At 39.5% G+C, this 14,442-nt stretch carries 11 protein-coding genes; 3 read left to right on the top strand and 8 right to left on the bottom strand.

What is annotated here, in order from left to right; translation table 11 throughout:
* The 5 genes from A9239_RS17505 to A9239_RS17480 all read right to left on the bottom strand — a co-directional run.
* Positions 1-557 (bottom strand): S-layer protein domain-containing protein (locus A9239_RS17505; RefSeq protein ID WP_304440483.1); only part of this gene is annotated, 557 nt, incomplete at its 3' end.
* Between the two features lie 743 nt (positions 558-1,300).
* On the bottom strand, positions 1,301-1,825 hold the full coding sequence (locus A9239_RS17495; protein WP_048121020.1) for a winged helix-turn-helix transcriptional regulator: 525 nt from the start codon (positions 1,823-1,825) through the stop codon (positions 1,301-1,303).
* Between the two features lie 6 nt (positions 1,826-1,831).
* Positions 1,832-2,101 (bottom strand): hypothetical protein, encoded by a 270-nt coding sequence (locus A9239_RS17490; protein WP_048121018.1) that lies wholly within the window; start codon positions 2,099-2,101, stop codon positions 1,832-1,834.
* Between the two features lie 495 nt (positions 2,102-2,596).
* The gene (gene cca / locus A9239_RS17485) at positions 2,597-3,961 is read right to left on the bottom strand and encodes a CCA tRNA nucleotidyltransferase (RefSeq protein ID WP_048121016.1); all 1,365 of its coding nucleotides are present in this window, start codon (positions 3,959-3,961) and stop codon (positions 2,597-2,599) included.
* A gap of 207 nt (positions 3,962-4,168) precedes the next feature.
* On the bottom strand, positions 4,169-4,510 hold the full coding sequence (locus A9239_RS17480; RefSeq protein WP_141706507.1) for a hypothetical protein: 342 nt from the start codon (positions 4,508-4,510) through the stop codon (positions 4,169-4,171).
* A 127-nt stretch (positions 4,511-4,637) separates the two neighbouring features.
* Between A9239_RS17480 and A9239_RS17475 the strand changes: the two genes are divergently transcribed.
* The 3 genes from A9239_RS17475 (at position 4,638) to A9239_RS17465 (ending at position 9,187) form a co-directional block, all read left to right on the top strand.
* Positions 4,638-7,241, top strand: a complete 2,604-nt coding sequence (locus A9239_RS17475; RefSeq protein WP_048155962.1) for an S-layer protein domain-containing protein — start codon at positions 4,638-4,640, stop codon at positions 7,239-7,241.
* Between the two features lie 348 nt (positions 7,242-7,589).
* Complete coding sequence (locus tag A9239_RS17470; RefSeq protein WP_048155959.1) at positions 7,590-8,045, top strand: YqaA family protein; 456 nt, start codon at positions 7,590-7,592, stop codon at positions 8,043-8,045.
* Between the two features lie 656 nt (positions 8,046-8,701).
* Entirely contained in the window at positions 8,702-9,187 is a 486-nt protein-coding gene (locus A9239_RS17465) for a hypothetical protein (RefSeq protein WP_238985654.1), read from the top strand.
* Positions 9,188-9,356: 169 nt separating this feature from the next.
* Here A9239_RS17465 and A9239_RS17460 read toward each other — a convergent pair whose 3' ends face one another.
* The 3 genes from A9239_RS17460 to glmM all read right to left on the bottom strand — a co-directional run bounded on the left by A9239_RS17460 (position 9,357) and on the right by glmM (position 14,434).
* Positions 9,357-10,811: a right-handed parallel beta-helix repeat-containing protein gene (locus tag A9239_RS17460; RefSeq protein ID WP_255361977.1), complete on the bottom strand. Its 1,455-nt coding sequence runs from the start codon at positions 10,809-10,811 to the stop codon at positions 9,357-9,359.
* A gap of 1,128 nt (positions 10,812-11,939) precedes the next feature.
* Positions 11,940-13,133, bottom strand: coding sequence for a bifunctional sugar-1-phosphate nucleotidylyltransferase/acetyltransferase (glmU, locus tag A9239_RS17455; protein WP_048121004.1), 1,194 nt, complete (start codon positions 13,131-13,133; stop codon positions 11,940-11,942).
* A complete protein-coding gene (gene glmM, locus A9239_RS17450) occupies positions 13,130-14,434 on the bottom strand; it encodes a phosphoglucosamine mutase (RefSeq protein WP_048121002.1) in 1,305 nt (434 codons plus the stop codon). The genes glmU and glmM overlap by 4 nt, the downstream gene beginning before the upstream one ends.
* Between the last annotated feature and the right edge of the window lie 8 nt (positions 14,435-14,442).

The raw sequence follows: 14,442 nt of genomic DNA, 5'->3' as shown, positions 1-14,442 counted from the left end.
GTCTTGAGAGTGTACTTGTCGTCACTGTCGAGAACGAGTTTGGCGAGCTTGTCAGCACTGTTAGACTTCAGTGGGATATACTTGTCTGCGAAGAAGCCAATCACACTGTAGTTGCCCCAGTCGTCATATTGGTATTCGGCGTTTCCGATTGTTGTCTTGTATACTAAACCGTTCTCTCCGATAGTCCTGCCGGAAGTACCAGCAACGTTCTTAATGGTAAGAGACTCGGTTGTCACATTGTCATCAATGTCGTAATAGAATGCTGCAAATTTGTTAGCATCCATTGTAATAGATGTACCGTTACCATATGCAGAATTTGCAAGGATGTCGGTTAAACTTGAGCCATTGTACACAGGGCCGCGGATCTCAACTGTACTAGCTGCTGAGGTTGTATTATTATCATCAGCCATTGCGGCGGATGCAAATACAGTCAGAAGCATGAGAGCTGCCAGTGCACTGGCTACAAATCTCTTCATTTTGTTGTTTCCTCCATATTTGTTAAGGTATACTATATGTAAGAGAATTATCGGGATCAATATTTTAAGGGGGTTCATCATTCTTCATCAATCTGATTCATACGTTACGTTCATTGTCGAAGAACGTTTCGTTTCTACTCATCCCGAAAATTGGTTTACACCGTTTTATAAAATGGGGTTTTATAAATCTTTTGTGGTCCCGAATTTATGCAGTCTCAGGAAACTTGGCATATTTTCAATATGTTCCGGCATAATTTGGAGATTTAACTCGTCGACTATCTAAAAATCTAATTGTTCGAAGATTGTACTAATGTTCGACAATTGTACTAATCTTCGAATAATGTACCAGAATCGTTATTATGTCTAATGAAGACTGAAAACTGAAGGTTATTGTGGTGAATAATCGGGATCAACACTACAAAATATTTCAAACCTTCCTCCCTAGAAGAATGTGGCGGAACCTTCTTCCATAGGAGAATGTGGCGGGTTTCCCAAGTTTCTTCCATGTTTCCCGCCACCATAAATACTTTCAATTTTTGTTCAGTAAGCGTAAAAGTTTTCGTCTATTTTTAACTGACCAGGATGTCTCAATAGAGTTTAAAACCAGTGAAGTAGAATTCAGATAATGAGACTAACTCAAAATTTTGACCGCCCAGAATACATGATTGATGCTTTCTTTACGTTACCTGCAACATGGCTTGCAATTCGGTTTAAATACCATATTGAAGGTTTCTTAAAAAGTGCTAAGTTTATTGGAAAAGAATAGCTAAAAGCTGTATTTCGATTATACTGGAACGATGTAAATAAAACGATGGGCAATCAAATTATTTAGAGTCTTTGAATTCCCACATTTCGATAAAACCATCAACCAGAGTATCGAGAAAGCTTTCTTTGTAGCATATAAGGAGTTCTGCAATCGCGGAAGGGTCAATGACTGTGAATTTACTTATCCTGCCGATTTTTTCTCTTTCAATTATTCCGGCTTCTACAAGTTTGTTCAGGTTCCAGGAAACGGTTGAAGGAGAGAGACCAACAGCCTGTGAGATTTCTTTGTTATTCATTCCCGGATTATTGAGGAGCTGAAGAAGTATATGTCTGCAACCGGATCTTCTTAAGAAAGACATTATTTTTCTCTCGGTTTCGCTTAAGCTCCTGTCTTTTACGAAATAACGTACATAATCTCCATCATTCAAAGCCCTTATCATATTTTTCTTTTCCAGATACTGAAGGTGGTACTGCAGGTTGCCAACTACCATCTGCAGCCTCCGCTCAAGTTCCCGGAAGTGAATACCAGGAGATTTTTTAATTTGTTCGTAAATTCTTCTTCTAGTCTCTAGTTCGAATTCCATTTTACCTTACTCGTTTGTTATCATGGAAAGAAAAAACAACGCAAGCACAACAAAATTTAGTAAACTTCCCCAAATTTCGGGGTATTCACCTGCTTGAGGGAAAAAAATATCTGCTGCATCCAGAAAATTCATTGCCGAGTAGAAAAAAAACGCTAAAGATAAAATAAAAAGCTTTTTCCTACGCTCTCGACGATATGCAAGGTGAGAAACAACAAAAAGGATTAACGCTAATAAACTTGATATAAGCTGGATTATTTGATCTGGTTCAGTCAGCATGGACTTCAGTTACCTCCATCAACGCATTACATTAAATCAAACATTAAAATGTCAAGTTTTAAGACGCATTCCAGAAAAAATAAATTTGTAAATGTCTTGGGGAAATTTTATTCGTTTATTGTATCTAGCCAAAATAGTCTGTCATACCACAATGAAGTATTTGAAATCTATGTCATGTTACTAATAATTCTTACACATAATAAAAAATTCAAATGAGGTTCTTTATTAATCGTAGGGCCTATTTTTCAGATAATTCAAATATTGTATTAATATTCGAATACTATGCCAGAATCAATATATTGTTTGTAATTGTTTCTCCAAGTGTGTCTATGTTTCTGAATAAATTATTTTAATTATGGCAATAACGTGGGTGAAACAATTGCAGACTTATAATTGGTCAATTGAAAAGACCCATCAAAAAAATTTTGCTGAAAAATTTCACTTTGTGTAAAACCAATTAATTGGCTATTACTATTGTTCACATTCTAATCTCTTTTATATCCATTTCCTCAAAAAAACCCTGAAATCAGGATCTTTTAACCTGCAAATCCCGGCATCTTCGATAATCTCAAAGCTCTCATTTATGCTCTGATGTACCTGTTTTCCAAGAGAACAGCTCCTGAGTCGATCTTCGAGAAGCCCTTTTGCCGTCGGGTATTTGCGCCGGATTTCAAAGACGTATTTTCCGTTTTCGATATAGCCTCCGAAAACGCCATCTTCTGCCTGATATTTTTCCTTGAACTTCTCTGCGTGTACTTTGACCCAGACCGGGGGACCGATGTGTTTTTTCACGTTGGGCAGGGTACCTGAAATGAGTTCCATCATAACTGCGGTTTCGGTATTGCCTGACCAGACGCCGGTTTTTATCACTGTAAAATCATATTCTTTCAGAAGGGCAGCTACTGCCTGCTCCATTTTATAAAGCTGCGGAAAGAGGACATCCTCTACCACATCCGGGGTTTTGAAAACGACTGCAAGCTGAGTACTCTTCCGACTTTCAAGCTTTTCCAGGATTTCGCTGTCCTCAAGGGGCAGGAGGGAGGCTGGGAAAAAGAAACTAAGCTCCGGGCTTTTTAGGAATTCCCGACAGTGGTCTATGAACATGCAGAATTTGTCAAGAGAAAGGGCTGCTGCCACGTTTCGCCTGGGATCAGTTGGGTCGATCACTACAAGAGGTTCTTCGTGGTCGATTTCTCCATGCTGCATTATATCTATTTTCTCACCTGGCTTCCAAGAACAGGCTGCGTAGATAGTGTTTTTGAAAGAGCCGTAGCTAATTACAAGAAGTTCGGTCAGGTAGCCTGAAAAGCCCTGGGTCTTGAGTTCTGAACCATAGACTCCGCCTCCGCGCATAAACTGTTTCAAAAGCAAGACCTCATCTTCATGCCCTTTTATGCGGGGTTTGACAAAATCGTTATGAAAAGGCGTCCTGTCAACTGCAGATTTGATATGGGAAGCCGAAGCAACCCTGAAGCAAGGAACAAGATCAACATCAAAGCCTTTGTATATAATATTCAGGTAGGGATGCTCAGCGTGGCGATCTTCGGCATGCTCGGCGTGTTTTGCCACCTCTTTTGCAACTGCCATACCCAGGGTTTCCAGTTCCTTTCTGGATGTTTCTTCAGGAAAGCTTATAAAAACATCAATATCATGAGTGCCTGAAAGCCAGGTGCCTCTGGCAGCAGAGCCCACCATTTTTACAAGCACACCTGGTACGCCAAGTTTTTCTGCTGCGAGTTTAACCTGTGAGGCAAGTTCTTTCTGGATTGCAAGAAGTTTTTCTCTTTCAGGTTCAGTGGGTTGTATTCTTTCAAGGACTGTGAGTTTTAATTCTTCGGGAATACTTGTATACGTTTCCATGCCAGAGACGGCTCCATATTTTTACTCTGTCTTACTTTGCAGAATGAATCTTTATAACTCTTGTAATGGATCTTAAGTGATCTTAACGAATCTTATTACGCTGATTTCTGCTTATAAGTGTCAGAAATCGCTTCTTCAAACTTATAATTTGTGTATATCAAATTGACTCTTAGGAAAAAAGTGGTTTTTGAATTTATTTTCAGACCCTTATCTCAAACGTGAATATAAAGTCTCTTCTGAATAAATCTGGTTTTGAATAAAAAGTCTCTTTTGAATAAAACCTGACTCTGAATAAAAACCAGTTGTGATAAAGACATTTTCTGGATGTACTGAACTGTCTTCCTGACAGGCGAGCCTGATATTTGCTCTTCTAGTGTTTAAATGGCAATTGAAACCAGTTTTACGGTTTTCAAGGTCTTCAATTTCTTTTTTTGCCATATTTAATTTTTTTATTTCCGGTTTCTGAAAAATACTTTTTATAATGCCCAAAAATTTTTTATTTGATGCCTGAGATATTAGAAAATACATATAGTTGAATATCTTTGACATAACTCAGATAGGCGGGGGTATCTTGGTCAGGGTGTATTCCGGATGTTCAGGAAATTTTTTCCTATTTTTTTCTTTCGGAAGCCTGAAAGTTACGCTCCCGGTTAATACAACATAGAGGAGGTTTAATTTGGGGATTAAAAACTACATCAAGATTTTATGCTTGTTTTTGGCATTTGGATTTTTGTGTCTAAGTGCAGTTGCCCAGGCTTCAGATTCGACAGGCAACCGCATCTGGGATGAAAATGCAAATGAGAACCTTACCTATACATGGACGCCTCAGACTTACTCGGGTTTTTATTATGATCTGGATACCGGAGAAGGTTCCGAGAATCTGACAGTCCAGCTCAGTAAGGGTAGCCGGACAATTAATAAGAGAAACCTGCAGTACGAAACCGTACCCATAAAGACCGACTTTGAGTATGGAAATTGGGGTTCTTATGATGTCATAGGGTTTATGGCAGAGCGCTACTTTGCAGGGTACACCGCAAACTCAAGTTTTGCAGATAAAGAGATTAGCGTTATCTCGGACGGACAGCTTTCAAAAGTCCTGATAGACTCCGATGATAGGAAATCTCTGTACACGGGTTCTTCTCTTGTTCTTGACGAAGGATACTCCCTGAACATGGTTGAGGTTGATATCAACGGAAATAGCGTCTGGGTACAGCTTGAAAAGGACGGAAAGATAGTCGACGAAGCTTTCCTATCTTCCAATAGCGACTATGTATACAAAGCCGACCTCGGGGATACTGAAAATGTGCCCATAATTGCAGTTCATTTTTCCCAGATCTTCAGCGGCAGAGAGACCAATGCGGTTTTCGTGAACGGAATTTTCCAGATCTCGGACCAGTACGTGAAAGTCCAGAATGGTGATGATTTTGGGGAAATGGAGGTAAGTTCTACCTCAAGTTCAGGCATAAAAATGAGAAATAGCGACTCGATCTCACTTAGCAAGGGTGACACTATTGATATCATGGGTAAACTAAGTTTTGTTGTAGCTGATGCCAATGAACTTCGTTTTGCACCAATAGTTGAAACCTCCGAGCCCGGAACTTATGAATTAAGAGGGACGGTACACGATGATAAGTTTGATACTATGGTCTGGACGCCTTTTAACTTCGAAGGTTTCTATTATAACATCGACGAAAATATTTCCACTGAAAGCCTTACCATTGAAAAACTCGATGGTAGGACAATTGATGATGAAGCCCTCGTCTATTCTACAAAGCCTGAAAATGTCAAATTTGAACATGAGGGCTGGGGAAGTTATAAAGTTATCGGCTTCATGGCAGAGAAATACTTTGCAGGATATCCTGAAAACACTCTTGGCAATTCAAAGGGCATAAGTGTGCTGTCGGACCGCGTACTTTCAAAAGTTCTGATCGATGACGATGACAAAAAATCCCTGTTCACTGGTTCTTCTTTAGCCTTGGAGAACGGCTACTCCCTTAAGGCATCCCAGGTAGATGTTAATGGGAAAAGCGTACTCTTTGAGCTTTATAAGAATGGAAAGCTTCTGGACTCCGGAATCGTTTCCCAGGGTGGGGACTATATTTATGAAACCGATATAGGAGGGGCCGAAAATGTTCCGATGATTGCGGTCCATATAAGTACAGTCTTCCGTTCCACAGAAACAGATGCCGTGTTTGTGGAGGGAATCTTCCAGATTTCGGATGATTACTTGGAAATTTCTGGGGGAGATTCTTTCGGTGAAATGAAAATAACTTCGATTTCCGACTCAGGCATCACAATGAAAAACGAGGATTCAATCTCCCTTTCAAAGGATGATGTCGTAGACCTGATGGGTAATGTCAAGTTTAAGGTTGCCGATTCTTCAGTCCTGCGCTTTTATCCATTCGTCGAAACCGAGACCGAGGAAGGAGATCAACTGGATATTGAAATACCTGATGCGCTTGTAGTCGGTAAGCCGACCGAGATTTTGGTAACTGCGAGAAATATTTCAGTCGTCGGTGCTGAAATTTTTGTTGGAAACAAAAGCATAGGCACCACCGGAGACAGTGGAAATCTCACCTTTACCCCCAGCAATGAAGGCAGCTTCACTGTAACTGCGAGCCGGGAAGGTTATGTTTCCGGAACTAAGGATGTGGATGTCCTAGCACAGGGTATCCTGAAACTCCTAGTTTCAGTCTCTCCCGAAAACGTTCGGGAAGGGGACCAGATTAGCATAAAGGTCACTGACTCTGAGGAAAACAAGCCTGTTTCCGGAGCAGATGTCTTTTTCGGCGGACAGATCATTGACGCACAGACAGACGCAAAAGGTATCACATCTTACATGGTTACTACTCCGGGAACGTATGTAGTAAATGCCACAAAGACCGGTTATGAAGACGGAGAAACCCAGGTAGAGGTGGCGGAGAAAGCTGCACAGTTCACCTTCTCAGACCTCACGATACAGCCTGCTTCAGTTGAAGCCGGAACTGCGGTAAATATTAAGGTGAATGCTATGAACAATGGAGGCGTCACAGGAAACTCCACAGTGGAATTGCTGGTTAATAACGAATCGGTTGATTCCCAGAATATAACCCTTAATCCGGGTGAGAACAAATCAATCGAATTCTCACACACCGAGGGTGAGCAAGGGACGTATACTGTTGAAGTCGGAGGACTGAGCGAAAGTTATGAAGTGACAAAAAAAGCTCCTTTCTTCAGTGGGATGGCTACACTTGGTATACTCGCCACGGCATTTGTTATCCTGCGGAAGAGACGAAACTAATTAACGTTTCTGGCTTTCATATTAAAGCTTGTATTATAGCTGTATGGGTTCATTCCAAAAAATGAACCAGGCTTTAATATTAACTTTAATACTTTTGTTGCGGTAAGAGTTGAATATCAGATCTCGGATATCCGGCTCTCCTCTTTTTTTTCCGATCTTAGTCCAGAGTGGAATTCCTTTTTGTTTTGCTCGAAAATTTTTAGTTAGAAACAGAAATGTTAAAAATGGAGTTTGATCTACAAACTACCGTTTGATCTTCAAAGTAACGATTGGTCCATTACAAAAATAGTGTTTGTTTTGATGCCTGAAACGACAGCTTAAAATACTGAATTACGATTGTAGAACTGAATGCTTGAAGCTTTGAGTTCCTTTATTACCGACTACGGTTACCTGAACCTCTTTGTCCTGAGCTTCCTAGCTTCCACGGTTTTGCCGTTAGGATCGGAGGCGCTGGTAGTAGCTCTCATTTATCAGGGCTTTAATCCTTTTGCTGTTGTTCTGGTAGCGACTTCAGGCAATTATCTCGGATCGTGCACAACATACTATCTCGGGCTTAAAGGGCGTCCGGTACTTGAGAAATTCCTTTCTCCTTCTCCTGAGAAGCTTGAGATAAGTGAAAGGCTCTTTAAAAAATATGGTCTTTACACCCTTCTTTTTACCTGGGTGCCAGGTATCGGAGACGCGATTACCATGGTTGCAGGACTTATGCAGCTCTCTTTCCGATATTTTTCTATTCTGGTTTTTCTTGGAAAATTCGGGCGTTATTTTGCTATTGCTTATCTAACAGTTTTTTTTAGCAGTTGATTTGCTGTTTTCTAATTAAACTTTATATATCATTTTCTTAATTTTTATTCCTTTAAGTTTAATTTTTATTCCTTTAAGTTTAATTTTTATTCCTTTAAGTTTAATTTTTATTCATTTTAGTAATTCTTTTCTTCTGTATAATTCATTCAGGTAATTATTTTCTCGAAGAGAACAAATAGAGAACAAATAGATATCTTTATATAATCCCTGGTACAATAATTAATTGTTAAAGCAAATTTAATTGATTTTATTGCTTTAATTGCTTTAATTCATTTTCATTGCCTGTCTTCCAGGACTCTAAAAACGGGCTCAATATCTAATTATAACCTCCATTTTTATTTTTTCGTTTTCTCTTCCTTTTTCATTTTATACACAATTTAACTTTATCTGAACTAAAATATCTAATTACTTCATCGGACTTATGAACTTGAAAAACAAAATCAAGTATAACAAACACTGTGGATTAAAGTCACATTTCAGACAGTTAACTGTCTGATGTTGTTGATTTTTCAATTCAACTGCGTATAGTCCTATATTCTAGTTTTTTTGTCCTGCTTCAGTTATTTGTATCAATAACTTTTTTATATTCCTGCCTCTTATTCTCAGATATGTCTCCTTGCAGCAAAACAAGATTTCTGAGTCTTTTCATTCTTATTATGCTTTTGTTTGTCCCGATAGCAGGTGCAGTCTCGAACGCAGGGAATATCAAAAAAGCCGACCTTTATGAGGCTTCTGAGAATTCTACTACTGAAAACGCTCTCTTTGCAGAACTGAGTGCAAAAGCTGAGCTTTATAACACGAATTTCGATAAAGTTCCTGATGTTCTGCAGAGATTTGTAGCCAGTGAGGAAATTGCCGGGAAAATCAAACTTGATAATGGCGAGATGCTTTATGTGACTTTACTTATGGGAGGAGGAAAAATAAGGGATTTCTACAGCTATGAAACTCCTAACGATCCAAACTCAAAGTTCGGGCCTTCCATTACAGTGGAAACCGATGAAAAAACCATACAAAAAGTGCTTGATTCAAAAGAGCCCTTAAAAGAAGCCGTAAAAAGCATGAATGACGACTCTCTAAAGGTGGAAACCGAAGGGCTTTTCCGAAAACTGATGCTCTCAACTTTAAAGACATTTTATAAATAAAATAGATTTATTCCTGAGCTTTAGAACCCTGAGCTCTATAAATTCTTGATTTCAAATGTCCCTTTCCTTTCCGGGAAGGGTACATTTTTTCAGAATTCATGGTTTTGTTCTCAAATTTTTATAATTTCCAAAACCTCTTTTATATATATTTTTGACACAGATATACGCCTTAACTCTTTGATTTTGATGCATATTTTGTATTTCCGTACCTGCCTATGTTAATCCTTTTTCCGTTGGGTTTCGGTTCAGTAGAATAGCCCCAAGACGGATGTCCGGCATCGATACAGGGAGAAATTACTGTGTCTCTAACCCAGGTTTTTCCATTCCATCTTCCAGTTTTTGATTTCAGATGGTAATCATGTTTCGTCTGGCTCGCAAATAGTGGATTTACACGGATATCATTTCTCGAAGTGCAACTTTTATAATTCCCTACTACGTTTTTGTAGAAACAGTTATATTGCAGATATATTTTATGGTTTTTACTGGCGAGATAATTTATCACACCATACCCTGTCCCACTTGGACTCTTTTTACGTTTCAGGGTGTTTACGATTATATTGTTGCGGGCAATTGTTGCGTATACAGATGACGTGTAACTTGGGGAAAAATTATCTGGATACAAATTGGCAATAGCCGCATGATATATGCCATCAAAGACATTGTTTTCAATGTAAGTATTGCGGAATCCACTAATTACAATACCGCCAACCCAGGTAATGCTAGGATTGGTGCCTGTGCTGTAAAAGACATTATGGTGAATAAGAACATTTTTTCCATAATTTTTAGTAGCAGAATTGGTATCATAATTGAAAATCCAGATCCCAGGACCATAGGTGTTATGGATAACATTATTGTAGATACTAATATCATCCATAAGACCCGTACCAGACCCTCCTTTTTCTACCTGAATGCCTGGTCCACCTGCACTCCAGTGGTAGAAAGAATCAATTATATTACTGTAGATTTTTACATGGTTTGAGTTCCAGATTCTAATGCCGCTGTTAGTCCTGCAGCTTATCCTGTTTTTCCAGACCTTTACATTCTTACACTGAATTGCAAACAAACCATCGTGCCCGAGTTTGTATATCCTGTTTTTATAAAAATTAATATTTTTTCCATATTTTATCCTCAGCCCATCCCCGAGACCGTCATGCATGCACATATTGTATACTTTTACGTTGTTACAGTTGGTGAAGTACATTATATTATAGTACCCGTCACCCAAAGAAACTTTGGAATTACCATTACGGTTTCCATTAACCTCAAACCCTCTTACTACAATGTTACTATTCCCAGAACTACTCATCTGCTTGATCAAGGGTTTCATTGCAACCCAGCCTGCATTATTAGCAAGTTTGATTACAGCACTCGAATCCCCTTCAAGAATAGTATTACTACCGATTAAAAGAGTATCGTCAATAACATAAGTAAAAGGACCTTTGAGGTGGACAGTAGTATATTTAGAGTTACCTGCTACAAACTTAAGGGCCTGATTTATCTGTACATGATCGTCTTTTCCATCGCAATTATATTTTCCAGTGCCATCCCCTGTAACGTATATTATTGATGAGCTAGTTGCGCATAAAGCTGCAGGAACACTTGCAAGAAGGAGAAAACCTACCAATAAAAAGATTCCTAATTCTCGTGTTAACACTGGCATCATCTGGAGGAGATCATAATAAAATTCATTAGTATTCTTAATAGACTGATATTGGTCAAGTGACGTGTATACATCTCCTTACAATTTATGACTTCTTACTAAACACTATGAAATATGATTCGTTTTTTGAGACCTGGCCGATAATAGTTTAAAATATATGGGTAGATTTCGGATTTTCTGATCATAAAAAATGTTCTGAAGAAATTATTTACATCAGGAATTGTTGAACCCAAAAACATGCTATATATACGGAATTTAGAACAAATCTCATTGATTTTCAAGCTAATTCTTCTTATTTACATGAATTTCCTCGTGAGAATATAAAGAATAAAACTATAGAAATGTTGGCAATTATAAAGCAATTCTCCAATAAAAAGATTCCCAGTCCCCATTACAACATCGAGATCGTCTGAAAGCTATCATACTAAAATTTATAATAAATACACAAATATTTGTATAGAGCCGATCCCAAAACTCAAAATTACTTTTTAAATAACTAATTTTGAATACGCAATCGAGTTTCAGATCACGGAAAACAGTTATGTAAATTTAAGTGAAATGGGACTAAGGTTGGTTTTGGGATGAACTCATAGATAAACATCTAATTCTAATAAAATGTTTGATAAAATCTAAAAGTATGTTAATATTTTCTGGAGTTTGAGAATCTAGAAAAAAATCCTGAAAATATTATTTAGAACGAGAACTGCTGGACCCGAGTACATACGATAAATATGGAACTTTAGAATAAAGTGCCCTCTTTTCACTCTCATTTATCTAACTATAAAAATTCCGCAACTGTTGAAAAACGTTAAATCTTTTAAGGATTGGTTAAATCTTTAAGGATTGGTTAAATCTTTAAGGATTGGTTAAATCTTTGAGGATTGAAATGATATTATAACTAATAACAAAAATTCAGAATAAAATAAAAACGCTTGATACAGAAATAATGATCCAAATCGAAAGAATAAAAGAGGATTATGGTGCTTTTTCGATGTTCATTAGTTAGTTACCAAACTCCTTGTTTTCACCATAATCAATATCAACCGATATATGTAGGCTGAATAGTTACCATGAATCTATTAGCATCAAAGGTTAATGTTTGACAATCTCCCCAGGATATGTATATCTTCCTTTTTCCATTATCGTACCGATATTTATACTTGTATTGATACCGGTATGCACGTCATCTCCCATAATTACTCCGAGTTTTCTCCTGCCCGTGTCAAGAATCCTGCTTTTTACTATTACTTTTATGTTTTTCCCATCATGGCGGAGGTTTGCAACCTTCGTGCCCGCTCCAAAGTTGCAGCGGTGTCCGATAATGCTATCCCCAACATAACTCAGGTGTCCCACATGAGTATCTTCCATGACAATGGTATTTTTTATCTCCACCGCATTTCCCACCCTAATATGGTTCCCGATTGCCGTAGAAGGGCGGATAAAACAATTAGGCCCTATATCGCAATTTTCTCCTATTACTACTGGGCCTTCGATATAAGAACCGTTCCTGATAATAGTGCCTTTTCCAATTACAACCTCTCCTTTTATGGTAGCATTCGGTTCCACGGTACCTTCGCAGCTGCTCTTAAGGCCTTTCAGGAGGTATTCATTTGCTTTCAGGAGGTCCCAGGGATACCCTATATCTATCCATCTGCCTTCGAGAGGGCTGTAACCCACGGCTGCTCCACTATCAATCAGCATCTGGATGGAGTCCGTAATCTCGAACTCCTTTCTCACTGAGGCCTTGGTTCTGTCAATAAAGTCAAAAATAGATTCCCTGAAAAGATATATTCCGGCATTTGCAAGGTTAGTAGGGGGATTTTTAGGTTTTTCTATTATCCTGACAACTCTATTATTCTCGGTTTCAAGCACTCCGAAATCCGACGGGTTTTCAACCTCTTTTACGCAGATGACAGCTTCCTCTGTCCTTGAGACCAGGGCTTTTAAGTCTTCCTGCTCTATGAGCATATCCCCGTTAAGTACAAGGAAAGTCCCATCAACATAGCCTTTTGCACAGCCTATCGCGTTTGCAGTCCCTAGCTGCTTCTTCTGCTGCACGTACTCTATGCTTACTCCCCATTTGCTTCCGTCCCCGAAGTACTCTTTTATCTGCTCTTCGAGATAACCGGTAATGAAGACAAAGCCTTTAATGCCTGCTTCGATGGCTGAATTAAGTATATGTTCGAGGATGGGCTTATTTGCAACCTGGAGCATAACTTTAGGACAGCCGGAAGTTAGAGGTTCCATCCTTGTGCCTTTGCCTGCTACAAGGACAACCGCTTTCATTTGAGTGCCTCCTTTGCTATCTTTTCAGCCATATCAAAAATCTCATCAACGTTTTCCCGGGCTTCAGCTGTGATTCTAACTTTTGCTTCCGTCCCTGAGGGGCGGACAAGTACCCAGCCATTACTCATTTCCACGCGAATACCGTCGATATCAAGGACTTTTCCCATGGGCTCGAGTTTAGCCTTAACTTTTTCCATAAACTCTGCCTTTTTATTATTTGCACAGGGGAAAGCTCCTCTTTTTGTGGCGTACCTGGGCAGCTCTTCTCGAAGCTCGCTTAACTTCTTTTCCTTGACAATCTCAACAAGTTTTGCGGCTGCATAAATCCCATCCGGACAGTAGGAAATCTTCGGGAAAATCCAGCTTCCTGATGGCTCGCCTCCATAGATAGCCCCACATTTTTTTATTCCCTCTGCGACGTAAACGTCCCCGACTCTTGTCCTCACAATCTCCGAACCCTGAAGAGAATCGCCAACCATCATTGAAGTGTCCACAGGCACGACGACTGTTCCTTTCTTACCGCTGCACTCGTATAGCCCGAAAATTGCAAGCATTTCATCTCCTGAGACAAAATTGCCTTTTTCGTCCACTGCCATCATCCGGTCCGCATCACCATCATGTGCAATTCCAAGATCGGCTCCGAAATCCACAACAGCTTTTTTGAGCATGGTAAGGTTTTCATCGTTTGGTTCAGGGTTTCTTGCAGGAAAGTGGCCATCAGGCTGAGCGTTCAGAGTTATTACCTCACAACCAAGCTCCTGGAGGAGATATGGGGTAATTGTCCCTCCTGCTCCACATCCGCAGTCCAGTACGACTTTCAGGCTGGAACTTCCTACAAGCTTTTTGATCATATTCATATGAGCCCGGATAGCATTTCTGTCTTCTTTGAACTTGCCTATCAGGTTCCAGGGAACCAGAGAAAAGTCTGCATCTTCAATCGCTTTTTCTATTTCTTCCTGCTGTGCCGAGTCAAAGGCCATCCCATCAGGGTTCCAGAGTTTGATCCCTACATACTCTGAGGGGTTGTGGGAGGCTGTAACCATTACACCGCATTCGTATTCTCTGGCTGCATATGCCAGAGTTGGGGTAGATACAAGGCCTATTTCTGTAACAGCGCAGCCTGTGGCAGTCATTCCCGCAATTAGGGCATGCTCGATCATAGGGGCCGAAACTCTAGGGTCCCTCCCGATAACTGCAGTTTTTTTTCGGCTTCCAAGTACAAGCCCTACATTAAGTGCAAGTTCGGGCGTAATTTCTTTGTTTGCTATCCCTCTTATTCCTGAAGATCCGAAGAGTTTCATATATCCCA

This window comes from Methanosarcina sp. A14 (assembly GCF_001729375.1).
GTDB lineage: Archaea > Halobacteriota > Methanosarcinia > Methanosarcinales > Methanosarcinaceae > Methanosarcina > Methanosarcina barkeri.
The sequence above is the reverse complement of the archived record's forward strand: the minus strand, read 5'-3'. Positions and strand labels throughout refer to the sequence as shown.

What these genes read in the sequence shown, in the direction of transcription:
- A9239_RS17495 (WP_048121020.1), bottom strand. Translation starts at nt 1,825, where the DNA reads ATGGAATTCGAACTAGAGACTAGAAGAAGAATTTACGAACAAATTAAA.
- A9239_RS17490 (WP_048121018.1), bottom strand. Translation starts at nt 2,101, where the DNA reads ATGCTGACTGAACCAGATCAAATAATCCAGCTTATATCAAGTTTATTA.
- A9239_RS17470 (WP_048155959.1), top strand. Translation starts at nt 7,590, where the DNA reads ATGCTTGAAGCTTTGAGTTCCTTTATTACCGACTACGGTTACCTGAAC.
- A9239_RS17480 (WP_141706507.1), bottom strand. Translation starts at nt 4,510, where the DNA reads ATGTCAAAGATATTCAACTATATGTATTTTCTAATATCTCAGGCATCA.
- cca (WP_048121016.1), bottom strand. Translation starts at nt 3,961, where the DNA reads ATGGAAACGTATACAAGTATTCCCGAAGAATTAAAACTCACAGTCCTT.
- glmU (WP_048121004.1), bottom strand. Translation starts at nt 13,133, where the DNA reads ATGAAAGCGGTTGTCCTTGTAGCAGGCAAAGGCACAAGGATGGAACCT.
- A9239_RS17465 (WP_238985654.1), top strand. Translation starts at nt 8,702, where the DNA reads ATGCTTTTGTTTGTCCCGATAGCAGGTGCAGTCTCGAACGCAGGGAAT.
- glmM (WP_048121002.1), bottom strand. Translation starts at nt 14,434, where the DNA reads ATGAAACTCTTCGGATCTTCAGGAATAAGAGGGATAGCAAACAAAGAA.